The sequence below is a fragment of the Alteromonas sp. W364 genome, assembly GCF_031846205.1.
GTDB lineage: Bacteria > Pseudomonadota > Gammaproteobacteria > Enterobacterales > Alteromonadaceae > Glaciecola > Glaciecola blandensis.
In genome coordinates, this window is record NZ_JAVRID010000010.1 from 40,170 (window position 1) to 63,033 (window position 22,864).

At 42.4% G+C, this 22,864-nt stretch carries 22 protein-coding genes; 8 read left to right on the top strand and 14 right to left on the bottom strand.

Features of this window, described 5'->3' with window-relative positions:
* Window positions 1-8 precede the first annotated feature (8 nt).
* Window positions 9-1,220, bottom strand: a complete 1,212-nt coding sequence (locus tag RM556_RS15195; protein WP_311374997.1) for a hypothetical protein — start codon at window positions 1,218-1,220, stop codon at window positions 9-11.
* A 221-nt stretch (window positions 1,221-1,441) separates the two neighbouring features.
* Here RM556_RS15195 and RM556_RS15200 point away from each other — a divergent pair, with 221 nt between their 5' ends.
* The 4 genes from RM556_RS15200 (at window position 1,442) to RM556_RS15215 (ending at window position 5,406) form a co-directional block, all read left to right on the top strand.
* Window positions 1,442-3,424 carry an alkaline phosphatase family protein gene (locus RM556_RS15200; RefSeq protein WP_311374998.1) on the top strand — a complete coding sequence of 661 codons (1,983 nt, stop codon included), beginning with the start codon at window positions 1,442-1,444 and terminating at the stop codon, window positions 3,422-3,424.
* Window positions 3,421-3,975, top strand: coding sequence for a flavodoxin FldB (fldB, locus tag RM556_RS15205; protein ID WP_311374999.1), 555 nt, complete (start codon window positions 3,421-3,423; stop codon window positions 3,973-3,975). Before RM556_RS15200 ends, fldB begins: the two co-directional genes overlap by 4 nt.
* Window positions 3,962-4,807: a CLCA_X family protein gene (locus tag RM556_RS15210; RefSeq protein WP_409220096.1), complete on the top strand. Its 846-nt coding sequence runs from the start codon at window positions 3,962-3,964 to the stop codon at window positions 4,805-4,807. The genes fldB and RM556_RS15210 overlap by 14 nt, the downstream gene beginning before the upstream one ends.
* Before the next feature lie 191 nt (window positions 4,808-4,998).
* The gene (locus RM556_RS15215) at window positions 4,999-5,406 is read left to right on the top strand and encodes a biopolymer transporter ExbD (RefSeq protein WP_311362965.1); all 408 of its coding nucleotides are present in this window, start codon (window positions 4,999-5,001) and stop codon (window positions 5,404-5,406) included.
* A 98-nt stretch (window positions 5,407-5,504) separates the two neighbouring features.
* Here the strand turns inward: RM556_RS15215 and RM556_RS15220 are convergent, their stop codons facing one another.
* The 3 genes from RM556_RS15220 to RM556_RS15230 form a co-directional block, all read right to left on the bottom strand.
* Window positions 5,505-6,038: a YgjV family protein gene (locus tag RM556_RS15220; protein WP_311362964.1), complete on the bottom strand. Its 534-nt coding sequence runs from the start codon at window positions 6,036-6,038 to the stop codon at window positions 5,505-5,507.
* Window positions 6,039-6,128: 90 nt separating this feature from the next.
* A complete protein-coding gene (locus tag RM556_RS15225; protein WP_311362963.1) occupies window positions 6,129-6,497 on the bottom strand; it encodes a hypothetical protein in 369 nt (122 codons plus the stop codon).
* Window positions 6,498-6,692: 195 nt separating this feature from the next.
* On the bottom strand, window positions 6,693-7,322 hold the full coding sequence (locus tag RM556_RS15230) for an NAD(P)H-binding protein (RefSeq protein WP_311375000.1): 630 nt from the start codon (window positions 7,320-7,322) through the stop codon (window positions 6,693-6,695).
* 82 nt (window positions 7,323-7,404) lie between these two features.
* Here RM556_RS15230 and RM556_RS15235 point away from each other — a divergent pair, with 82 nt between their 5' ends.
* Complete coding sequence (locus tag RM556_RS15235) at window positions 7,405-9,642, top strand: DPP IV N-terminal domain-containing protein (RefSeq protein WP_311375001.1); 2,238 nt, start codon at window positions 7,405-7,407, stop codon at window positions 9,640-9,642.
* Between the two features lie 66 nt (window positions 9,643-9,708).
* Here RM556_RS15235 and RM556_RS15240 read toward each other — a convergent pair whose 3' ends face one another.
* Window positions 9,709-11,010, bottom strand: coding sequence for a hypothetical protein (locus tag RM556_RS15240; protein WP_311362960.1), 1,302 nt, complete (start codon window positions 11,008-11,010; stop codon window positions 9,709-9,711).
* A gap of 219 nt (window positions 11,011-11,229) precedes the next feature.
* Here RM556_RS15240 and RM556_RS15245 point away from each other — a divergent pair, with 219 nt between their 5' ends.
* The gene (locus RM556_RS15245) at window positions 11,230-12,255 is read left to right on the top strand and encodes a serine/threonine dehydratase (protein WP_311375002.1); all 1,026 of its coding nucleotides are present in this window, start codon (window positions 11,230-11,232) and stop codon (window positions 12,253-12,255) included.
* A 41-nt stretch (window positions 12,256-12,296) separates the two neighbouring features.
* Window positions 12,297-13,982 (top strand): amidohydrolase family protein, encoded by a 1,686-nt coding sequence (locus tag RM556_RS15250; RefSeq protein WP_311375003.1) that lies wholly within the window; start codon window positions 12,297-12,299, stop codon window positions 13,980-13,982.
* Between the two features lie 30 nt (window positions 13,983-14,012).
* Here RM556_RS15250 and RM556_RS15255 read toward each other — a convergent pair whose 3' ends face one another.
* From RM556_RS15255 to dinB, 5 genes are all read right to left on the bottom strand, one after another.
* Complete coding sequence (locus tag RM556_RS15255) at window positions 14,013-14,510, bottom strand: GNAT family N-acetyltransferase (protein WP_311375004.1); 498 nt, start codon at window positions 14,508-14,510, stop codon at window positions 14,013-14,015.
* Entirely contained in the window at window positions 14,486-15,349 is an 864-nt protein-coding gene (locus tag RM556_RS15260; RefSeq protein ID WP_311375005.1) for an MBL fold metallo-hydrolase, read from the bottom strand. The genes RM556_RS15255 and RM556_RS15260 overlap by 25 nt, the downstream gene beginning before the upstream one ends.
* Before the next feature lie 213 nt (window positions 15,350-15,562).
* The gene (locus tag RM556_RS15265; protein WP_311362955.1) at window positions 15,563-15,787 is read right to left on the bottom strand and encodes a DUF1653 domain-containing protein; all 225 of its coding nucleotides are present in this window, start codon (window positions 15,785-15,787) and stop codon (window positions 15,563-15,565) included.
* Between the two features lie 9 nt (window positions 15,788-15,796).
* Window positions 15,797-17,350, bottom strand: coding sequence for a leucyl aminopeptidase family protein (locus RM556_RS15270; RefSeq protein ID WP_311375006.1), 1,554 nt, complete (start codon window positions 17,348-17,350; stop codon window positions 15,797-15,799).
* Between the two features lie 128 nt (window positions 17,351-17,478).
* The gene (gene dinB, locus RM556_RS15275; protein WP_311375007.1) at window positions 17,479-18,531 is read right to left on the bottom strand and encodes a DNA polymerase IV; all 1,053 of its coding nucleotides are present in this window, start codon (window positions 18,529-18,531) and stop codon (window positions 17,479-17,481) included.
* 213 nt (window positions 18,532-18,744) lie between these two features.
* Between dinB and RM556_RS15280 the strand changes: the two genes are divergently transcribed.
* A complete protein-coding gene (locus RM556_RS15280; RefSeq protein ID WP_311375008.1) occupies window positions 18,745-19,512 on the top strand; it encodes a transporter substrate-binding domain-containing protein in 768 nt (255 codons plus the stop codon).
* A 28-nt stretch (window positions 19,513-19,540) separates the two neighbouring features.
* Here RM556_RS15280 and nqrM read toward each other — a convergent pair whose 3' ends face one another.
* The 4 genes from nqrM to nqrE form a co-directional block, all read right to left on the bottom strand.
* Window positions 19,541-19,774, bottom strand: coding sequence for a (Na+)-NQR maturation NqrM (gene nqrM, locus RM556_RS15285; protein WP_311362951.1), 234 nt, complete (start codon window positions 19,772-19,774; stop codon window positions 19,541-19,543).
* A 47-nt stretch (window positions 19,775-19,821) separates the two neighbouring features.
* A complete protein-coding gene (locus tag RM556_RS15290; RefSeq protein WP_311362950.1) occupies window positions 19,822-20,838 on the bottom strand; it encodes an FAD:protein FMN transferase in 1,017 nt (338 codons plus the stop codon).
* A gap of 162 nt (window positions 20,839-21,000) precedes the next feature.
* Window positions 21,001-22,233, bottom strand: coding sequence for an NADH:ubiquinone reductase (Na(+)-transporting) subunit F (nqrF, locus tag RM556_RS15295; RefSeq protein ID WP_311362949.1), 1,233 nt, complete (start codon window positions 22,231-22,233; stop codon window positions 21,001-21,003).
* A 20-nt stretch (window positions 22,234-22,253) separates the two neighbouring features.
* A complete protein-coding gene (nqrE, locus tag RM556_RS15300; RefSeq protein WP_311362948.1) occupies window positions 22,254-22,862 on the bottom strand; it encodes an NADH:ubiquinone reductase (Na(+)-transporting) subunit E in 609 nt (202 codons plus the stop codon).
* Window positions 22,863-22,864: the final 2 nt, after the last annotated feature.

Consider the following 22,864-nt stretch of genomic DNA (forward strand, 5'->3'; position numbering starts at 1 on the left):
CTGCCCAGCTATGGCATGATTGCTGTTATATCGACTTTGAACAGTAATGGTGCCATTAGCTTGTAGCGGCTTTCATCGCTAGGACAAACAACATTTTTCATATAATTGACCTTCCAAGGGTCATTTACCATCCACACTTCTTGATCAACCACAGCCAGTCCTTCAATAGACGCGTTGTTCATTACGTAAGAGGTCGCGCAAGCTTCACCTGTTTCTAGCGCACCCCCGAGGCTTGGTGCCGTAAACGCCAGTTTGATTCTTTGAGTTGCTTTACGTTTCGCTAAATCTACAATCCACAATTCGTTATCATTTCTAGCAGCAGCGAAAAGGTAACCATCACTTTCAGCGCTTGGATAATATACATCAATACCATTTATCGGATGGTTGCCGCTTTCAAACTGAGGAAGCAACAAACCGCTATCTCGGGCAATACCGAAGTCAGACGAAGACCAAAACTCACTGTCCATTTCTAATTCAAACACACGCGGCTGCCCTTCACTGTCTTTTTCAAGGCCTAATAACAAGGTACCATCTCGCTTGAGCGCTAAACCTTCAATACCATCATTAGGAAAATCTCCTACCTCAACAAACTGCTTGTCGTTGAGCGATAATTTTGTTGGAAATTGCACTGGGCGCGCATGCGTTACCACTAAACCCGTGTCACCTGCTTCGAGTCTCACCACCAAGGTAGGAAAAAGAGTGGAACCGGTTTGCGCATATTTTGACTGACAAGCTGCAGATAGAGGCTCGGAGCGACTTGCATCTTCAGTAACAAATATCCAGGCATTTACCTTTTCACCTGAGTCACCTGAGGCCTCTATATTTGGCACAGGAACCAGCGCTTCATAATCTGGTTTATTCGATAAGTAGGAATAAAAACAACTTTCTTGAACTCTTGGATGAAAGGTTGTTGGACCAAATTTTTGCGTTATTTTGGCTCTTTGCATGTCTATTTGATGCAAGCGCCTAGTTTGAGTTTCATGAGCGCTGCCATCAGAAAGCGAATACAAATAACCATTGGCGTATTTTAAACCTGAGGTTTGCGGATCTAGCATCACATCCTCATACGTATCGATAATCCACTCACCATGTAGGGTGATTACTTCGCTTGTGGGTATGGCGGTATCGGAAGGCTCTACTGATGGCTGTCCAGCATGACATCCTAACAAACTGAGAAATAATGTTACTGAAACTGTCAATTTTACATATATACCTTGCATCACTTGTCCTTCGGTCGCGCTTATTCGTGTCTTTTCGGGCTGAGTATCAATCCAAACATGACGTTTACTGGTAAAAAAGAGGGTACATCTAATCGGGTAAAAAATGTAAGGCTATATGTACATAGCGTATATCTGCATTTTAATACCTGATAAGCTATTGTTATTGTAACAGTAAAAACACCCAAGAACGTTCAAATTCAACATTAGGATCACGTAATAATTTGACAAAATCACTGCCAGAACTCATCGCAGGGCCCATATTGCGACATACTACTGCTCATAAAATAGTATGGTGGTTAGTCACATCTAAAGCTTATGACATAAAGCCTACACTCCTTAATTCACAGGGTGATGAACTGCATATAGATTCGACAAGCATTAAACAAGATCGCTTTTGTATTGGACAACATGCCCATATTCATCTTGTCAGTGTGGAGCAAGAGGACCTTTTCAACGAGGGTGAATTATATAGCTATGATCTTCTCACTAGCCAAGAAAACTTAGATGCAGCAGAACAAAGCTTATTAAAATCAACAACTCACCTTTGCTATGATGGCTTTGAGCTACCTAACTTCCGATTCAATCGGGTGTTGCGAAAAGTTGCTCAGGGCTCTTGTCGCAAGCCACATTTCAACGGAAAAGATGCGCTCCCCCTGCTTGATGAGCAAGTTAAAGCGGAATTAAACTCCGAGGCTAAACAAAGTAATGATCATAACTTACGCCGTCCAGACATGATGTTGATGACCGGCGATCAAGTATATGTTGATGATGTTGCTGGCCCAATGCTGCATGCTATCCACCAAGTTATCGATTTATTAGGTTTACATGAAGAAAGCTTTGAGGGCGCAACAGTTGCCAACCTTAAAGAACTAAAAAAACATGAACATGGATTTTATCAACGCGAGCTCTTGCTGCCTGAAGTAGAAGCCAATGACAAGTTAGAAAAAGCCTTCTTTGCTGCCAAGAGAAAACCTGTTTTCACTTCTGTTAACGCCAAAAACCATTTGATTGGGCTTAGCGAAATGGTGGCGATGTATATGTTGAGCTGGTCACCCAAGCTATGGAAATTAGTCGAGCTTGATAAACATGATGTGGCCGAACAACATCGTGAAAAGTATGTGGAAGAGACAAAGCACATAACGGCGTTTGCGGAAACGCTTCCTATGGTGCAACGAGCGATGGCACATGTTCCGAGCTATATGATTTTTGATGATCATGATGTAACGGATGATTGGAATTTGACCAGAGGGTGGGAAGAACAAGTCTATGGGCACCCATTTTCCAAACGTATTATCGGCAATGCCATTACTGCTTACTTCCTTTGTCAGGGTTGCGGAAACCCCAGAACTGAACTGGAAGAGATGTTCGAGCAATTTGCCAAGGTATTCTCTGAAGATAATTTAGAAGAAAGCGCTGTTGACGACTCTGGCGAATCAAGCAATCAATACTGCGAAGTAAAGCATCAAGATTTGATTGAGTATCTATTCGACTTTGACCAATGGCACTACCAATTAGACACTTCACCACCAGTGCATGTGCTAGATACCAGAACCCAACGTTGGCGTTCAGAGTCCTCTCTAAATAAACCTTCCGGCTTGATGGATTGGGAAGCCTTGTGTGAATTACAACATAATTTAAAAGGCTGTGAATCTGTCATTATGGTATCGGCCGCACCCGTTTATGGAGTGAAATTCATTGAGATGGTGCAAAAGATTTTTACTATTTTCGGTGGCGCATTAATTGTCGATGCTGAGAACTGGATGGCTCACCGTGGGACGGCAAGTGTCATGCTAAACATTTTTAGACACATTAAAACCCCGCCCAATTTCATCATTCTCTCGGGCGACGTTCACTATTCCTTTGTTTATGACGTTAAGCTGCGATTTAGGCGGAATAGCCCTAGCATTACACAATTTACCAGTAGTGGCTTGCATAACCAATTTCCAGATGGATTACTTCGGTGGTTCGATCGTTTGAATCGTTGGTTCTATGGTCACCGGTCGCCACTTAACTTTTTAACTAAGCGACGAAACATGTCAGTCAGACAACGCCAACCTGAGGGGCAAACAGGCACACTCGTAAATCATTCAAATATTGGTGTTTTGAGCTTGAACGAAGATGCTACTCAGGTAGACTGCGCGCTCATATGTAGCGATGGACGAAAAGTCCAGTTTCAACGAACAAAGGCAAGCAAAGACTCATGACTGCACTGCAAGTTGCAATTTTTTATGGATCAACCACCTGCTATACCGAAATGGCAAGTGAGAAAATACAAACTGAACTCAGTCGTTTATTTAACGAAAAAAACGTGGACGCTGAAGTCGAGATATTTGATATCAAAGAACACGCTTTAAATAAATCGACCACATATGACTTGGTGATTTATGGTATTTCTACTTGGGATTTCGGTGAACTTCAAGAAGACTGGGAATCCACTTGGGACGATATTAAAACACTCCAACTCAGTGGCAAAGCCGTTGCTCTATTTGGCTTAGGTGACCAACTTGGCTATGCTGATTGGTTTCAAGACGCCCTCGGTATGTTGCACGACGAGTTGATTGTATTGGATGCAGATATTATGGGTTACTGGCCTAATCAAGGCTATGAATTTACCGCATCAAAAGCACTGACAGAAGACCAGAGCTTCTTTGTTGGCTTATCCCTTGATGACGAAAACCAATTTGACCAAAGTGATGCACGTATAGCGCAATGGTGTGAGCGGCTTCTTGATGAATGGGAACATGAATCGCGCTAAGTCGAGTTCCATGCAGAGCTCTATATCCAACTCTGCACAGAAAAAAGGGCGCTTGCACCAGCACTTCTATCGCAATGGTGAGGATCACAGGTCTGGCGCGGACGTTAGCTTTCAAGACATACTCCGGCTTTTTCATTTTCGCTCTATTGAGATTGGAAAATGGGTTACTGAAGAAGAAAAGCGGATTGCCGCTAACCTATTTTTCGATGCCTTATGCGACCTCATGGATATTCTTCAGGTTCCTGAGAGTGTCATCTGTTTAAATGGGACGCTTTCTCTAGGCTTTGGTGTAGGTGGTCAGAAACATGCAAGCGCACACTATAACAGTGCCAAGAAACAACTCTCTCTAGCCAAGAATGCTGGTGCTGGGGCATTGGCCCATGAATGGTTCCATGCGTTTGACCACTACATCGCAAAAAAAATGTATTCAGTGACGGGCAGTAATTTGTTCGCCAGTGAAATTTGGTTAAATGAAAGAAAGAAGCTTGTGCCGCATGAACTAAATAAGCAGCTAGCGGCCTGCTTTAGTAACATATTCCTAGATGCAACAAGCACAGGTCCGAGCGAACTTATGCAACGCAGTATTTTCGTCGACCAAAAGCTGAAATCTTTTTACTACGCACGCCCTCAGGAAGTGGCAGCTCGCGCGTTTGAGGCAGTCATTCAAAACCAATCAATTAAAAATGCCTTTCTTGTACAGGGCACTATGCAAAGCGCTGAAGCCAAATTAGGCATTTACCCGCAAGCAGAGCAACGAGACCAAATCACTTCGACTCTCCTCACCTATTTTTCATGGTTAGGACAAGCTTTAGAAGCTATAAAAAAAGACTAGTTCACGCTTTCTTGTATTTGAGGATTGTAGTTCTTTTTTGATACCATCGCTCAATCTGTCGCCAAGCAGGTAATTTCACGGATATTTTTGAGGGTAGAACATAATTTTTTGTTAATTTAGTTTACAAACCCCTATTCATTTTCTGCCAAGCGATTATACTAGTGGTAATTTAAAGAAGGACTGAGTGTAAAATGAAAAGAAAAAAGCATACCGCCGGTGATGAGGATGCAGCAGTCGATATGACGCCCATGCTCGATATTGTCTTTATCATGTTGATATTTTTTATCGTGACAACCACTTTCTCATCCGAGAAAGGTCTAGAGCCTAACCGTCCGCCAGAGAATCAACCAGAGAATCCTAACCCTTCGAAGTCTTTGTCAATCCGTATTGACGAAACTGGCCAAATACTCATGGCTGGTCGTATTGTAGACATTCGTCGAGTTGTGGCTAATGCGCAAACCTATTTGGCGAACAACGACACCGATTCTGCAGCGATTCAAGCTCATGAAGACACTGAGCACGGCATCGTAGTTGAAGTAATGGACCAAGTGAAGTTAGCTGGTATTACGAAAGTGTCAGTCTTAGTGAAAGAAGACTAAAACGTATAATTCCAAAATAGAAAACGCTGCTAGATGCAGCGTTTTTTTTTGCTTGATTTTTTTGTCATTATGACTTGCGAGGCTACGATACACCGACTTTAACTTTCAGGTCGCTGCTCTTTTGCTTGTTTCTCTCTTCGATGGTCTTGATAAAGCGTAAATAGAATACTCATCAGATTGGTGATATTAAACACCGTACCAAAGATACTCCCCACTAACACAGCAAAGATGAGACCTAAGAGCTCGGCAAGTATAAACCACTGTCGAATAGCCTTTGCACTTTTCAGCGAAATAGAGCCCACCGTAAATATCAAAGACGAAGCATAGGCAATCGCGATAATGCCGCCACTGCCTAAATATAAAAGCTCAATAAAGAAGAAAGCTAAATTTAGGCTGACAAAAGTCACTAAGACAGGTATTCCGGTATAACGCGTTGCAACCACATTTCGAATACAGGCTAATAGGCACCCTATCCCTGCTGCCATTGCATTGCCTAACAGGAAGAAATGTATGCTCACGCTAAGTAAGGCTATGGCCGAAATTAAGCGATAGCGATTGATGTCGGTTTGTCGATAACCGATAAAATTGAAAATAACGGCGATAGCGCCAAATATTTCAGCCACAATTGGCATGTGTTCTCCAAATAGTCGTTAGCTGAAACATGATTAAACACATTGATTGAGACGACTTAAGCCTCAATCGTGAATGCTAAATCTAAGCACTCATTGCAGTGATGATTGAGTTTGTAACCATTCGCTCCATGAGAGCAAAATAGGTTCGTCTATATGGTCTGCGGGATAAGCAAACAAGCCGAACTGATTCCCTTTGTGATGACTGATCACCACTGCATGGTTTGGCATTTTATGGATATCTTGATGAAACGGATCCCATAAAGGGATTGTATATTTATCCACATTAATCAAGGGCACCTTAATGCCATTGATTACTTTCCATTCGTCTGCAACAGGATTCGGAATGCACGCATATACGCAATGAAATGGCATTTTGATTTGCACACCATCCCACCAAAACTGTTCAATTTTTATGTTGTCTATCAGTGTTTCAACAATTGTTGGTATCGCTGTAGTCATAATGAACCGCCTTTGTTAAACCTAGCCATGAGAGCACATTTGGTGTGTTCTTATATAGGTTATCAATGCAAATCAACATTAACTTTAGCGTAAAGGCGCGCGAGTATAAAGATTATCTTGCCCAAGTACCAGTTTAAATTCGGTGACGCTATAGATTATATGGGCTTAACGCTTATTGACCTCGCCAAAGAAAATTTAAAATACTTGGAGCTTGATCATTTGATAGGCCACTTGTGCAGCACTGACTGGCCGATATTTGGCCAATGGCCCTTTCATAAAAGGAGACAATAAACTCGCTACTCGAATACCAATGTTTTCTGCGAAGCGATTTTCTTCTCGTTGTCCGAGTAACAAACTAGGACGCACGGCAGCGGCATTGTCAAGCTGTGGCATACTTAGAATCGCATTTTCCACCTCGCCTTTTACGCGTAAATAAAAGTTTTTACTTTTAGCATTCGCGCCAACAGAAGATATCCATACAAAACTAGTCGCTCGTTGTGCGCGAGTTAACTGGGCAGCGATATGAACAAATTGAAAATCTACGCGTCGGAATGCCGATTGAGATCCAGCCTGTTTTATGGTCGTGCCTAAACAGCAATACACATGGTCTACCGAAAAGTAGCCCTGATAGTCTTGTAGATAATCAAAGTCGATAACAATGGCTTGTATTTTGTCCAATGGGTCGTGATAGTTAGCGCGCTGCAAAGGCGCACGAACCAAGCAAGTAACACTTTCATAGCGTTCGTCATTGCACAATTGATTGACCAATGCTTTGCCAACTAAACCTGTCGCGCCGAGCACCAATGCTTTGTATTTTTTCGTCATATTTTCCTTAGGGTAAGCAATTGCCTATGTTAGTCTTTCCACTCATCATAAAAACAATAACATTTAACGACGTGAACATATTATGAAAAGAGTAATCATTACTTTCGCATGCGCATTTGGGTTCAGCTTAAGTGCAAATGTCGGAGCAACTTCTGATACAACAGCAAGCCTCGGTCTATCCATAGAAAGAATACACCAATCTCCATCGCTATCGGGCACCGCCCCTAGAGGAATTCAAGTTTCTCCAGATGGACAACGCGTGACCTTCTTAAAAGGCAAAGAGCAAGACTACGACCGTTATGACTTGTGGGAGTATCATATTCCCTCAGGTAAAACTCAAATGCTATTCAATTCAGATGATTTACATACTGGCCCAGAGCTATTATCTGATGAAGAAAAAGCACGAAGAGAAAGAATGCGAGTTTATGGTAGCGGCATTATTACTTACGATTGGTCCAGTGACGGCACTGCATTGTTATTTCCTCTTGCTGGCGATGTTTATTATTTCAAAATAGGTGACAAAAAAGCGAAACGCCTACTTGAAACAGACGCTTTTGAAACAGACATCAAGTTTTCACCTAAAGGTAACTTTGTATCCTACGTGAGAGAGCAAAACCTGTATGTGATGGACATTGCTTCAGGCAAAGAAAAAGCGATTACTACCTCAGGCGGTGGCAACATTAAATATGGTATGGCTGAGTTTGTCGCACAAGAGGAAATGAGCCGAATGACCGGCTACTGGTGGGCGCCTGATGAATCTAAAATTGCCTTTACCAAAGTGGATGAAGCACCTGTTGATACCATTGTGCGTTCAGAAATCTATGCTGATTCTATTTCGACTATTGAACAAAAATACCCAAAAGCCGGCACAAATAATGTGCACATCGAACTCGCGGTCATTGATTTAAAAACAGATAAAGTGAGTTGGTTAGACCTAGGCGAGAACAAAGATATTTACCTGGCAAGAGCCAAGTGGATGGATGCATCTACCTTAAGCTTTCAAACACAATCACGTGACCAAAAAGAACTATTTTTGAATGCTGCGAATATCAATAATGGCGAACAAACTACGCTACTCAAAGAAACCAGCGATACTTGGGTAAACTTGCATTTCGACCTCCATTTTTTAGGGGATAACAAACATTTCATTTGGGCTTCAGAGAGAGATGGCTACAAACATATTTATTTGTATCGCAATAACGGCGAGTTAGTAAAGCAACTCACAAAAGGTGACTGGGTTGTTGAAAGCATTAATGCATTGGATGATGACAATGGCCTAGTTTACTTCCAGGGTAGGAAAGATTCGCCATTAGAAAGTCACGTTTACTCCGTAAATATCAACAGCGGAGACATCAAACGACTCAGTGAGCAAGATCGCTACCACAGCGCAACATTCAGTTCTGATGCATCGGTCTATGTAGATTCGCACTCAACAATCAACTCGCCACCACAAATGAGCCTGCATAAAGCGAATGGCGAGCTGATTACTTGGTTAGCCGAAAACAAAATAAACGCTGAGCACCCTTTGTATGATTACCAGGACCAGTGGGTGAAACCAGACTTCGGGACGATTAAAGCGGATGATGGCACAGACCTTCACTATCGACTGTACAAGCCTAAACAACTTAAAGGTAAACACCCTGTTATTGTTTATCTGTATGGTGGTCCGCATGTTCAAGTTGTCACAAACCGTTGGGCTGGTAATCGTGGTTTGCTTATGCAACATTGGGTGAATAAAGGGTATGTGGTTTTTAGTATCGACAACAGAGGCTCATATAATAGAGGCAAAGCCTTTGAAGATCCTTTGTACAAAAAGATGGGCTTTGTCGAAATTGACGATCAAATCAAAGGTGTTGAATTTCTACGAACCTTAGACTTCGTCGATGCAGACAGAATTGGCGTGCATGGACATAGTTACGGCGGATACATGACTCTAATGGCAATGTTTAAAGGTGGAGACTACTTTGCAGCAGGCGTTTCTGGTGCACCGGTAACTGATTGGCGTTTATATGATACACATTACACTGAACGATATATGGGTAATCCAAAGCTTGATGACGACGCCTACACCGCGTCCTCTGTTTTTCCTTATGCGAAAGACCTTAGTGGAGATTTATTGATCTATCATGGAATGGCTGATGACAATGTACTTTTCACTCACAGCACCATGCTCTACAAGCATTTGCAAGACTTAGCGATACCGTTTGAAGTGATGGACTATCCAGGCAAGAAACACAGTATACGTGGCAAGAATACTGGTATTCATCTGTACAATACGATCACAAACTTCTTTGACAAGCATCTACAAAAAGAAGACTAAGTATTAATCGGCATTGGTGCAAACCAGCTTTGCATCAATGTCATGATATATCAGAGAAATTTTCCACTACTGGCTTGGTACGCAAATCGGTTTTTTGTTAATCAAGTGGCATAAGTCACCATTAATCATCGTCGCAGACAAACCCGTATATTCATTCACGATAGAACTTGCTTCTTCATGCAGTTCGCCGCTGTCTCCGTTGAATTGTATGAACCAAGCCAACAGTTGTAAACGAGAATCTAGCTCGGCAATTGCCTCATAAATATCAACCTGTCTTGGCATCACAACATCTTTCAGTGCAATGCCTGTCGTATTGCTAATATTTTTTAGTTTATGAAACCAAGGGTTTTCACTATTTGCGAGTTCCTTCTCTCTCATCGACGACTCAATAAGGGCCGAAAAGGTAAGTAGTTCGGGCTTTGTTATATCACTGGGCATCAATAGCATCAGGTAATCATCGAACATACTGTTCAGGGTCATATTCTCTTTATAAATAATGCGATGCCATAATCGACTTAACATAGAACGATCTGTGTTTACTTTTCGTGCGGCCAATCCCGCTTTGATTAATCGCGCATTCTTCGCATAGGAACGCACTTGAATTTGATTGACTGACATTTCGCCCAAAGACAAGGGTTGCAACACTTTAGTAAACTGAGAAGCATCAAACTCTTCGCTTCGCTTAAGCTTGATGAGCAGTGCCTGAAATACATTTTCTGCATTAATTGAAAAACTTATTTTATTCAGCAAATCGTCACTTTTTTCGAAAAACACTCTATTAAGAGCGATTAAATTTTTTAGGTCATTCATGGCTTTTTGAATATTGTTGTTTTCAATATCAAAATAAATTTCCGTTCCTTTTAATTTGTAAAGGAAAATCAAATTATCAAGATTAAGCTCGGCAATAAAGGGATTGGCGGCCTCAAAAGAATCAAGCTCGATTAAAGACATAAAATCAAGTAATTCAGGCTGAAACTCTGTTAAAACAATTCCTAAATAGTCGCTATTTTCGTTCAATCGAGGAAAGCAATCTGGTGCGGTAAAATTGCAAAAAAGAGGGTTTGATAAAAATGGTTCAAATTGCGAGACATTAGGATACTGCATTGCCTTTTCATTACTGAGCAATTCACTATTATTAAATTGTTCAAGACGTTCATGATAGGTTTCAAGTATCGTATTTTGATAGCTAGGGTCCGATTTCCCTAAAGAAAGCAACCTGACCGAAGCATTGTTATTGTTCTTCATCTGTTCGGCAAACGAATTTAGCCAAGCGCTAGCTTGAGGCTTTAACGCTTGATCTGCCAACATGTAATAACTGAAGGATAGCAAGCCGGTTAACACAACAATTGAAACTAGCGTTTTTTTCACAATAAATACTCAGTAATTTTGCATTCTAGGTCGTTCCTTTGACAATGTGTGAAGAGTTTCACTTGTATACGTTTACAAAAGTCAAAACACACTCTCCACAGTATCAAATTAATGATCGTTTGCCACTTATACGAAAGCGTAGTTTGCGTATAATGATTCTTTACTTATAGTAGGTAGATATACCTAAGTGTTTTAATTTTAAGCAAGGCAAGGTCTCGCATGATAAATATAGCTGACATCACTGCAGCACAAGAACGTATCAGTAAGGTCGTCAAAACAACGCCCATTTTTCAAAGTCGCTTGTTAAATCATTGGCTTGGACATGAGATCTACTTCAAAGCTGAATGTCTTCAACGAACCGGTGCCTTTAAACTACGTGGCGCAATGAATGTGCTTGCTAAATGTCATGAAAGGCAGGTCCTCCCTAAAAAGGTTGTTGCTAACTCTTCAGGTAACCATGCCCAAGCGGTAGCCTTTGCAGCTGCCCAATTTGGTATTCCTGCGCATATCTATTGTGCCAACACCATTTCTCCAATCAAAGCAGCTGCAACAGAGTTTTATGGTGCGCAAGTTCATCAATTTGACACACGTATAGAGGCAGACCAGGCAGTTGAAGCTGCAGGAGAGGAAGATGGCTGCCTTTGGATCCCGCCATTCAACCATCCAGATATTATAGCGGGACAAGGGACTGTTACTCTTGAAGCTCTGCAGCAACTAGAAGAAATGAATGTACAGCCGAATGGGGTATTCGCTCCTTGTGGTGGTGGAGGCTTGCTTTCCGGTGCTATTGTGACGGTTCGTGATATGATCAAAGCTGGCAAACTGGATGCGGTTGAAGTGGTGGGCGCCGAGCCTCTGAATGCCAATGATGCTGCAAGAAGTTTACAAAGCGGCTTTATTGAAGTGTTGGATGGTCCGCCTGATACACTTGCGGATGGAGCGGCAACACCTAGCGTCGGCCCCCATACATTCGAAATACTGCAATCCGTTGACGACTTTTACGAAGTCGACGAAATTCAAATTGCTTATTGGACTCAATGGCTTCATCATCTACTTAAGTTGCACATTGAGCCAACTTGCGCCATGACTATGGCTGCAATTGCAGCTTGGATAGCAGATAAGCCCAAAAACCAAAAAATACTCGTACTGTTGTCAGGTGGTAATATAAGCCAAGCCTCAATGAGTAAAATTTGGCAAACTGACTACTTATTGCAACCACCCATTATTAATCCAGATGCAATGTAAACGCAGCACACGTACAAGCTTATAATTGAAAAGGAATACAAATGACAGCGGCACAGTTTCTCAACAATCGTTTCAAAATAACCTTCATTATTACTTTATTGCTCAGTATCTTTAGCTCTCAAGGCATAGCAAAGACCTTTATACATGATGTCAAAGGTTATACCTTAAATGAAAAGGGGGAATTAATTACTTTTTCCAATTTTGCATTTGACGGCGATCTTATCACTGGGATGAACCTGAGCGAAAAGCCTTCCAAAGAAAGCTACACCTACATCGATGGTAAAGGACAAGTAGTGCTTCCAGGCCTTATCGATGCGCATGGCCACATTTTAGGTCTTGGACAAAACTTACTAGAGATTGATCTTCGTGGTGCAGCGAGCGAGGAAGAAGCTGTCAAACGCGTACAGTCATTTGTCAGTGCGCAACCTGTATCGAATGCTAAACACAAGTGGCTAATTGGTCGAGGCTGGAATCAGGTTCTTTGGCCAAGTAAGGCTTTCCCTCAAAAGCACAGTTTAGACAAAGTTATTAAAGACCGCCCCGTCGTCCTTGCTAGAGTTGATGGACACGCAGTTTGGGTAAACTCTGTTGCGCTTGAATTGGCCGGAATAGACGCCAACACTCCCTCTCCCTCTGGTGGCGAAATTGTTAAAGATGAAAATGGCCAACCCACCGGCTTGCTAATCGATAATGCTGAGTACTTGGTGACAAAACTCATCCCAAGTCCAGATGAATCTCAACTCACCGAGCAACTCAATGCGGCCTCACAACACTTACTTTCACTCGGTATCACAAGTGTTCATGATGCGGGGATAAGCAAGCAAGTCTATGATTTCTACAAAAGCCAAGCAGATAAAAAAGCACTCCAATTTAGGATCTACGCCATGCTTTCTGCAACAGACCCGAAGATTGACCAGATGTTAGCCGCGGGGCACGTTAAATCTGATGATGATATGTTGAGTATCCGAAGTGTAAAAGCATATGGAGACGGAGCCTTGGGAAGCCGCGGCGCAGCGCTCATCGAGCCTTATTCAGATGACAAAGACAATCACGGTTTATTAGTTACTCCGCAGGAAGAATTACCGATCTTGTTTTCTAAAGTATTGGCGTCAGGTTTTCAGTTGAACTTCCATGCCATAGGAGATAGAGCGAACCGATTAGCATTGCAGCAATTCGCAAGCACCTTTAAAAATGTGCCAGATAACACCAAACGTCATCGTATAGAGCATGCACAAGTAGTCGCGGTTGAAGATATCCCGCTATTTAAAGAGCTCGATGTTATTCCATCGATGCAACCGACTCATGCCACCAGCGATATGAATATGGCAGAAGATAGAATTGGTAAGCAAAGATTAAAAGGTGCCTATGCTTGGCGTACTTTTTTAGCTCAAGGTTCTCGTATCGCTTTCGGTTCTGACTTCCCAGTTGAATTAGCCAACGCTTTTCATGGTTTACATGCGGCGGTAACGAGGCAAAGCGGTGAAAACGTACCAAACGATGGTTGGATCCCCGAAGAGAAAGTCACTTTGCAAGAAGCGCTTCGAGGCTTTACCTTAGACGCGGCCTACTCAGCATTTCAAGAAGACAGCTTGGGAACATTAGAAGCGGGTAAACGCGCCGACTTCATTTTCATTGATCGCGATATTTTTACTATTCCGGGTCAAGAAATTAGAGGAACTGAAGTATTACAAACATGGATTAATGGTAAGCAGGTTTACCAAAAGTAGTTTACTGGACGCAAAATGAAACGCTGCTGACTAGCAGCGTTTCATCATATATTTGCACCGCTCAGGCTTCGATATTCCAGTTGGTGTCACTGTTTCAACAAAACCGAGTTTTTGATAACAAGCAATTGCCACATAATTAGATTCATAAACAAATAACGATGCAGACTTTAAGTTGATCGTTTTCGCTGCTTGCTGAATAAGTTCATTAACTAAGCGTAGACCGAGTTTTTCACCCCGGCGTGCTGGATTCACGCACAATCGAGCTAAATGCGCCCTTTCTTTCACTAATAATAATTGTCCAAACGCAATGGTTTCATTACCTTGGTGTATCGCATACGAGGAATAATCTGGAGACTGATGAAGTTGTGCCATTAAGTCATCAGGAGAGCGAGTTAAGCTTAGAGCGGGACCGCCCCACTCTTGTAAGGCGTGGGCATTATCAAACCAAGAAGCTAAAGCGGCGAAGTCTCCTTCAACCGCTGCTTCAAATTTAAGAGGATGGTTTACTTGTAAAGTGTTCTGATCCATCTTTCTTCAGTAATAAAACGCCACGCCCAAGACTTCCATTTTTCTTCTAGCCCAGCAGCAACTAGATCGTCTTCACTCATCCCTGCAGCCTTTTTTGCCTGTACATAAGCATAGGTCTCTTTCATCATATTGAGAAAGCGCTCATAGTCCGCTTTGTTCGCCATAGCACCGTGACCAGGGATAATCTTTGTGTCATTGTCAATCATACCTAGTAAGCTCTCAACGGCGCTAATATAGCCAGGTACAGAGCCTCCTGAGTTTAAATCAACAAACGGGAACCAATCTTTAAAGAATAAGTCACCAGTATGTAAAACATCTGGCTCTTCAAACCAAACGGCACTATCACCATCGGTGTGAGCGTTAGCTAGGTGAAAAACGTGAATGGTCTCACCGTTCATGTGAAACTTAACACCTTTTTCATAAGTGACCACTGGTAAGCTCGCAGGATCTGCATCTTCACCTGCCGCTAAGCGAACTCGCACATTTTCATGGGCAAAAATAGTCGCTTTTTTATGAGTTTTGAAAAAAGCATTTGAACCTGTGTGATCGCCATGAAAGTGCGTATTGATTACATAACGCGTTTGCTCTTTACTAATATCAGCCAAGCTCGCTGCGATCTTTTCGGCTAAGTCAGCATACTGGTCATCAACAATTAAGAGACCATCAGCCCCTGCCGAAACACCGATATTTCCGCCAGCGCCCACTAGCATGTGAACTGCTCCAGCTACCGGTTCAGATTTGACTTCAACATCATCAAAACGCCCTTGGCCGATAGCACTTGCGCTAAGTAAGCCGCCAATTGATAAAGCGAAGAGCGCTTTCAAGCTTAAATTTTTCATCTTGTGTTCCCTTGATTTCTTTTGTTTTATGTTCGTATTATCTAATTGTATCTTTCACTACATAGTGTAATTACGCTTGTTCTAGCGACACAGTAGATTCGAAATCCACAGTATTAAGATCAATTTTGAACAGCGCTTTTTTCAGAAGTATAGTCTAAACAATCAGAAGACCTGCTTAAATCTAAAAAAATCTCATCTATTTAAGTAATCACGTTATTCAACAAAAGCAAAACGAGGAATAGGCTCACCCTCGATCATGACATCCTCAGCAAACATCTCCAAAGGTCTCACCCAAAGGCTTTGTTCACCATATAAAGGTTTGTATACTACAACATAACTGCCGTCCTCGGAGTGCTGGGCGACACCCATTACTTGGTAGTCTTTTCCCTTATAATGTTTGTACTTACCCGGCTTAATTTCTTTCTGGCTAATGTTCATTCTATTAGCCTACAAGTAAGTGTTTACAAACACGTTGACCGGAGCTGCTGTTGGCTTACCGTGTTGCCAATCAAGATTTTCCACACCACTACCGGCTATATCAACGTGTGTATATGGCAATGGAAGTGTGCTATTTGCCTCATGTTGATCAAGACCGGAGGCAATGCTTAAGAATGCCATCGGGAATTGATGTCCTCTGACCGTCGTAACAGATGGCGCATTATTTGACGACAGCACATCATCAGCTTTGGTGCGAGGCTTAACAAAATTAAAGTCTTCTCGTCGAGAAAGTGAGGGTTCAACTGGATCCGCGCATAATTCGCCCTGCTCGAAGAGCGATTTAGCAACGCCTAATGCGCGAGCAGGTTTATTTTCGACTAATGCGGTATAGGGACCAAAGGCAATAGCAGCGTGGCCGGTTAAAGTAGCCACTGAAAATAACTCAGGATTAACAGCATCTTTAGCATCTTCACGTAAGTGTGAAAGTAGATCTGCTAGCAACATACGCCCTTCAGCATCAGTATTACCTACTCGCACTCGAATACCAGCATGAGAAGTGATAATTTCATCCGGTATAAAGGCCTCGGCACCAATACTATTTCTAACAGCACCGATTTCAACAATCACTTTCAGCCCTTTTGGTGCGAGCAATGAAACTGTTTTCATGAAGCCAGCAACACCCGCGGCGCCGCCTTTATCACGACTCATGCCTGCCATATGGCCGTTAACTTTCAGGTCTGCGCCACCGGTATCAAAAGTAATCCCTTTACCAGCAAACAAGAGAGTTTTGTTAATTTCGCCTTCGCCCTGGTAAACCATGCGAATAATTCTAGGACGATGACGTTCCACCTCAATCGACGCTCTGGCAACCGCATGCAATAATGGGTAATCCTTTAATATTGCTTCATGATCTGAGATGACTGAGACTTCAACGTTAGAATCCTTGAATGCCTCCAAGCAATAGTCAGCAAAGCCTGGAGGAGCCATACGCTCAGGCTCTGTACCACAGAGATCCCTGGCTACTCGTTTGCCTGCCTCAATGGCATTCAAGCGTGAAACATCAAAACCAGGATCAGCATGCAAAATACCGAGCTCCTGAAGTGGTTCAACTTCGTTCTCTCCAAGCGCCTGTCGAGCCTCCAAAGGCTGCCATAAGCCTTGGCAAAGCCCTAGAAATGCAGCTTCAATTGCATTGACATAGGTAGCTTGTAAAGGCGCATTTAAGCCATGCAGATTCACTTCAAGTAAGGGTTTACGAATACCCGAGTCTAAAAGGGTCTGAGCGACATTCTTAGCCGCATCAAATATTTGTCGAACATCATCATAGTCACGATCTAAAGCACCTGATGGCACGTGTATGACTCGATTTCCAGGGACGCTCTGATTAGGAATGAGTACAGCCTGTTCACCTACTCGTTTGTCTAAACGTTGGTGAAGTTGGATAGCACCTGACAAATCTGAGTAGAACTGACTAGAAAAGGTATTGCTCAACAGAATAAAAGCATCATAGTTATCTGTTAAGCCAGTTGTGCTCGTTTCTAACACTGCTTTTGGAAAAGGCATGGAAATCTCCGTTGGATGATTAGGCGCGTTTATTACTTACACATCTTGTAAGTTCATATGCATTCGCACACGTTAGTGCACGCCATATAGCGCACTTATTTTGGTGCATATGTAACATTGCAATTAGCTTAAAGCAAGGGCAACGACATCTGATCTGTATTGAGTATGTCTGTAAGAGATACGTGAATACCGACTAATCGGACGTTTTTTCCTTCCCCACGCAGAAATGCTTTAGACACCAAATTGAATAATGTTTGCTCATCGACGATAAGGCCTTGTTGCTCTACTGTTGTTTGCTGAAAGTCACTGAACTTAAGTTTGACACCTAAAGATTTTATTGGCGCTCTTTGTTTGGCGTTGATGCGTTCCATCAAGGTAGGTAAAAGTTTGCTGACGACGGCCTGACATTCTTCAAGACTGGTCAGATCTTGATCAAGTGTTCGTTCAACACCAATCGACTTGCGCTTCCTATTCGTAGATAAACGCCGTTCATCAATAGCGTGAGCTCTCTTCCAAAGAGACGCGCCAAACTTCCCAAAGTGCTTGTGCAGCTTTTCGATAGGAAAAGTACGGATATCTTCACACTTGTATAGACCCAATTTATTCAGCTTTTCTAAGGTTACCTTGCCAACTCCGGGGATTTTTTTTAGCGGTAGCGCTTTTACAAACTCGTCAAGCTGGTCGGGTGCGATCACACAGATACCGTTCGGTTTGTTTTCATCACTAGCTACTTTTGCCACAAATTTGATAGGTGCAACACCGGCGGATGCCGTCAATCCGATTTCTTGTTCAATCGCTCGGCGGATATCTTCGGCAATGTAAGTCGCGCTGCCGTTAAACAACTCAGAGTCTGTTACATCGAGAAAGGCTTCATCTAAGGAGAGTGGTTCGATTTCATCCGTGTAGCGCAGGTAAATAGCTTTTATTTGATCGGATACTTCTTTGTACACCGACATTCTGCCTTTTACTAAGGTTAAATTCGGGCATAAGCGTAAGGCAGTTGCGGTAGCCATTGCAGACCGGACACCAAATTCTCTGGCTTGATAATTACAAGTCGACACCACACCTCGTCGATCAGCACTGCCGCCAATAGCGATGGGTATATTGCGGAGCTCAGGATTGTCACGCATTTCAACTGCAGCGTAAAAACAATCCATATCAATATGAATAAACTTTCTCATTATTGTGGCTTGCATCAACTTTATTAACAACTGTATAAATAGACAGTTTATAACAATTTAGAAGAAAAACCATTACTAAAAGCAAAGGTCCTAGGTGAGGTTTGTAAATAAGCAAGGAGGTCGATTTTAGAGCGTCTCATTTGCTGAAAACATGTACATATCATTTTTCATTAAACTTATGCTACTATCTAAAAGTGCCTTTAGGAGAGTTAAGTGCTTTTTAGATTCACCCTTATCCTGTTGTTATCACTCAATACATACATAGTGTTGTCTGCACAATTGGCCGCAAAGCCAGCAGATAATGACCCTACCACAATAGTGCTAGGCCTAACGGGCTTTGCACCTTACAGCACAATAGATGAAGAAACAGGGCAATGTTTTGGCTCGGGCTTTGACATTACCCAAACTCTTCTTTTAAGCGATAACTTTAAAGTTAAACCTTTTTGTGCAGCACCGGCTCGAGTGTATCGGAGTATTGAAGAAGGTAAAATTGACCTTACTGTTAATATCAAGTCAACCAATGCCTTAAAAGATAAAGTCTCATTTACCCAAATCCCCTTCGACAAACTCAAACTTAATCTTTATTCGAAAAATGAGCAAAGTAGCAGTAAAACAGTGGCTTCAATTAGGGGTTATGATTATGAAGGTCAGAGACGTAAGATGGAGGAACAGGGGTATAAATTTGTTGACGTGCCAAATGCGGACAACGCCACAAATTTGTTTTTAAATGGCCGCACATCTCACCTTTTATCTTATGAGAACCCCTATATACACTTTCTAAATCAATTAGATAGTGAAACCAGAACCTCATATGAGCAGATTGTACAAATAGAGTATCTCACCTCAGTGCCAACGCACTATGCAATTAGCAAGTCGTCTCCTCACCATGACTCACTGGTAGTAGCCTTTAATCGGATTGATGAGAAGGCATTAGCAGACCAACACTATATTAATCAAGTAATCGCTACCATTCATCCATAAGGTTTTCTTCACCCTCTCAATGCTGCTCCTACAAAATCTTATTGTTTTGCCACTCTTTAATTTTTTCCTGTCGTTTTTCTTCTCGTTCCATACGAGCTTTTTTTCTATCGCACGGTTCTGGACAATCACAGGCTTTAGAAATACCTAAAGCGCCAAGTCCACCACAACTACCAGCAATCGTTTTCTTTTGTAGAATGTATCCAACTGCCATGGCTAATACCATCAGCAGGAAAAATCCAAATGCTAAAATGAAAGTACTCAAATTGACCTCGATTAATTATCTAATTAGTGACGTTTATTAAAGCGTCGCTATTGTTGATTTTGTATCAGTGCTTCAAAGCTCGGCGAGGAATACTCAACAAACTCTTCACCTTCTTTTAAGACCATGAACACCGATAAGTTATTTCGTTCTGCTAAGACTTTCGCCTTCTCTGGCCCCATTACATTTAGGGCCGTTGCTAAACCGTCTGCTGTCATAGAGGACGGATGAACCACAGTAACCGATACTAAGTTATGTGTAATTGGATAACCGGTGTTTGGATCTATTAAATGACTATAACGCTTGCCGTCATACTCAAAATAAATCCGGTAATCACCTGATGTGGCAATCGCATTATTACCAATACTGAATATCTTCTGAGCTTCTCGCTGCGTGCTTATGGGCTTTTCTACTGCCACACGCCATGAAGCACCATTCTTTTTCTGGCCAGCAACTCGCATTTCACCGCCAATTTCGACCAAATAATTATCAATATCGTTTGTCTCTAGTATATCAGCTACAACATCGACACCATAGCCCTTGGCAATTGTTGATAAATCGATATAAACCGACTTATGTTGTTTGGTAACGACATCATTTTCCAAGGTAAACTTGTCGATACCCACAAACTCCCTCACTGCCATCAGTTGCTCTCGGCTTGGTATGGTCTCAGGACGCTTGTCAGGGCCGAACCCCCACAAATTGACTAAAGGACCAACGGTCACATCTAAAGTCCCTGAGCTTAGCTTATTCAGCCTGATAGCTTCGTTTAGAACGAGAGTTGTTTGCTCTGATATCGGAAAAGGGGTATTTGCCGGTGCTTTGTTCAACAAGGATAATTCTGAGTTCGGATCGTACGTCGACATCAGGGCGTTGACTTGTATGAGAGCATCGTCAATTTCAGCCTTAAGCGCTGGCAAAACAATATTATTGTCTTGCGGATCTACAAACTTGACAGTGTAGGTCGTACCCATCGTTTTCCCATAAATGACTTGCTCACTGGGTTGAGGAGACGAACAAGCGACAAGTAAGAAGCTAAGACAAAGAAAAACGGATAAAGCTTTCAAAATTCACCTTCAATAGTATAAATGTTGTATGACTCTGGAAAATGTCTCGGCAAGCCAAGTAAAGCGACGATGAGTTGCTGAAACAAAAAAGGCGCTTCTCAGTAGAATGCGCCTTTCCCTTACGCTCAAGCCGAGGCTTAAGTGTTGCTCATTGCCGGTCGCTTAGCCACCGAAGTCATCAAGCATGATGTTTTCATCTTCAACACCGAGCTCTTTGAGCATATTAATTACTGCTGCGTTCATCATAGGTGGACCACACATATAGAACTCACAGTCTTCTGGCGCTGGGTGATCCTTCAAGTAGTTCTCTAATAGAACATTGTGGATAAACCCAGTGTCGCCTTCCCAATTATCCTCTGGTTGAGGGTCAGATAAGGCTACGTGCCAAGTAAAGTTCTCGTTCTCTTTTTGTAACATATCGAAATCTTCAACATAGAACATTTCACGCAAAGAACGAGCACCATACCAGAAGGTCATTTTGCGGTCTGTTTTGATTCGACGAAGTTGATCAAAAATGTGTGAACGCATCGGAGCCATACCGGCACCACCGCCTACAAAAACCATTTCAGCATCAGTATCTTTCGCGAAGAACTCACCAAATGGGCCAGAAATTGTTACTTTGTCGCCTTCTTTCAATGACCAAATGAACGATGACATTTTACCCGCTGGCAAGCTAAGATTATTAGGTGGCGGCGTAGCAATACGCACGTTCAACATAATAATGCCTTCTTCCTCTGGATAGTTTGCCATTGAATAAGCGCGAATGGTTTCTTCATCAACCTTTGACTCTACGTCAAAGAAGCCGAAGTGTTCCCAATCTTTGCGGTATTCATCTGGTACATCAAAGTCTTTATACTTAACGTGATGAGGCGGAGCCTCAATTTGAATATAACCACCGGCGCGGAATGGAACACTTTCGCCATCTGGAATAGCCAACTTAAGCTCTTTGATGAAGGTCGCTTCGTTATTGTTAGAAATAACTTCACAATCCCACTTTTTGATACCAAATACTTCTTCCGGAAGCTCAATGTCCATGTCTTGCTTAATAGAAACTTGGCAAGACAAACGACAACCGCCTTTCGCTTCGCGCTTAGAGATATGATCTAACTCAGTTGGTAAGATTTCGCCACCACCTGATTTCACATCAACCGTACACTGCCCACATGAGCCACCGCCACCGCAGGCAGATGATACGAAGATGCCAGACTCTGCTAGTGCGCCTAGCAATTTTCCACCTGGAGAAGTTGTAATTACTTTATCTGGATCGCCATTAATGGTGATTTTAACGTCACCTTCAGGCACTAATTTCGATTTCGCAAACATGATAATAAATACTAACGCTAATACGATAGCGATAAACATGCCTACACCGAGATAGATTTCTACTTGATTCATTATCTATACTCCTATTCGCTTTACAGCGAAATACCTGTGAATGACTGGAAGCCCAATGCCATCAAACCGGCAATCATAAACACAGAACCTAATCCGCGAATACCGTCTGGCATATCTGCATACTTTAACTTTTCACGTACAGCAGCTAGCAGAATGATGGCAATTGCCCAACCTGCTCCACTACCAATACCGTAAACAATACTTTCAGAGAATGTGTACTCACGTTGAACAGCGAATGCGACACCACCGAATATTGCACAGTTTACGGTGATAAGCGGCAAGAAGATCCCTAATGCGTTATATAAAGCAGGGAAAAACTTGTCCAGTGTCATTTCCAGTATCTGAACTAAGGCCGCGATAACGCCGATAAACGTTAGGAAACTTAGGAAGCTTAGGTCGGCATCTGGGAAGCCAGCCCACGCTAACGCGCCAGGCGCAAGAATGTTTACGAAAATAAGTTGGTTAACTGGTACAGAGATACCTAATACTACGATAACTGCAACACCTAAGCCCATTGATGTAGCGACTTTCTTCGAAACAGCTAGGAAAGTACACATACCTAAGAACAAGGACAATGCCATGTTCTCAACGAATACAGCTCTAATAAATAATGCTAAATAATGTTCCATGA

Excerpts from the sequence above, each read along its gene's own strand:
- RM556_RS15195 (WP_311374997.1), bottom strand. The coding sequence starts at position 1,220 with ATGCAAGGTATATATGTAAAATTGACAGTTTCAGTAACATTATTTCTC.
- fldB (WP_311374999.1), top strand. The coding sequence starts at position 3,421 with ATGACTGCACTGCAAGTTGCAATTTTTTATGGATCAACCACCTGCTAT.
- RM556_RS15210 (WP_409220096.1), top strand. The coding sequence starts at position 3,962 with ATGAATCGCGCTAAGTCGAGTTCCATGCAGAGCTCTATATCCAACTCT.
- RM556_RS15215 (WP_311362965.1), top strand. The coding sequence starts at position 4,999 with ATGAAAAGAAAAAAGCATACCGCCGGTGATGAGGATGCAGCAGTCGAT.
- RM556_RS15220 (WP_311362964.1), bottom strand. The coding sequence starts at position 6,038 with ATGCCAATTGTGGCTGAAATATTTGGCGCTATCGCCGTTATTTTCAAT.
- RM556_RS15225 (WP_311362963.1), bottom strand. The coding sequence starts at position 6,497 with ATGACTACAGCGATACCAACAATTGTTGAAACACTGATAGACAACATA.
- RM556_RS15230 (WP_311375000.1), bottom strand. The coding sequence starts at position 7,322 with ATGACGAAAAAATACAAAGCATTGGTGCTCGGCGCGACAGGTTTAGTT.
- RM556_RS15235 (WP_311375001.1), top strand. The coding sequence starts at position 7,405 with ATGAAAAGAGTAATCATTACTTTCGCATGCGCATTTGGGTTCAGCTTA.
- RM556_RS15245 (WP_311375002.1), top strand. The coding sequence starts at position 11,230 with ATGATAAATATAGCTGACATCACTGCAGCACAAGAACGTATCAGTAAG.
- RM556_RS15250 (WP_311375003.1), top strand. The coding sequence starts at position 12,297 with ATGACAGCGGCACAGTTTCTCAACAATCGTTTCAAAATAACCTTCATT.
- RM556_RS15255 (WP_311375004.1), bottom strand. The coding sequence starts at position 14,510 with ATGGATCAGAACACTTTACAAGTAAACCATCCTCTTAAATTTGAAGCA.
- RM556_RS15260 (WP_311375005.1), bottom strand. The coding sequence starts at position 15,349 with ATGAAAAATTTAAGCTTGAAAGCGCTCTTCGCTTTATCAATTGGCGGC.
- RM556_RS15265 (WP_311362955.1), bottom strand. The coding sequence starts at position 15,787 with ATGAACATTAGCCAGAAAGAAATTAAGCCGGGTAAGTACAAACATTAT.
- RM556_RS15270 (WP_311375006.1), bottom strand. The coding sequence starts at position 17,350 with ATGCCTTTTCCAAAAGCAGTGTTAGAAACGAGCACAACTGGCTTAACA.
- dinB (WP_311375007.1), bottom strand. The coding sequence starts at position 18,531 with ATGAGAAAGTTTATTCATATTGATATGGATTGTTTTTACGCTGCAGTT.
- nqrF (WP_311362949.1), bottom strand. The coding sequence starts at position 22,233 with ATGAATCAAGTAGAAATCTATCTCGGTGTAGGCATGTTTATCGCTATC.
- nqrE (WP_311362948.1), bottom strand. The coding sequence starts at position 22,862 with ATGGAACATTATTTAGCATTATTTATTAGAGCTGTATTCGTTGAGAAC.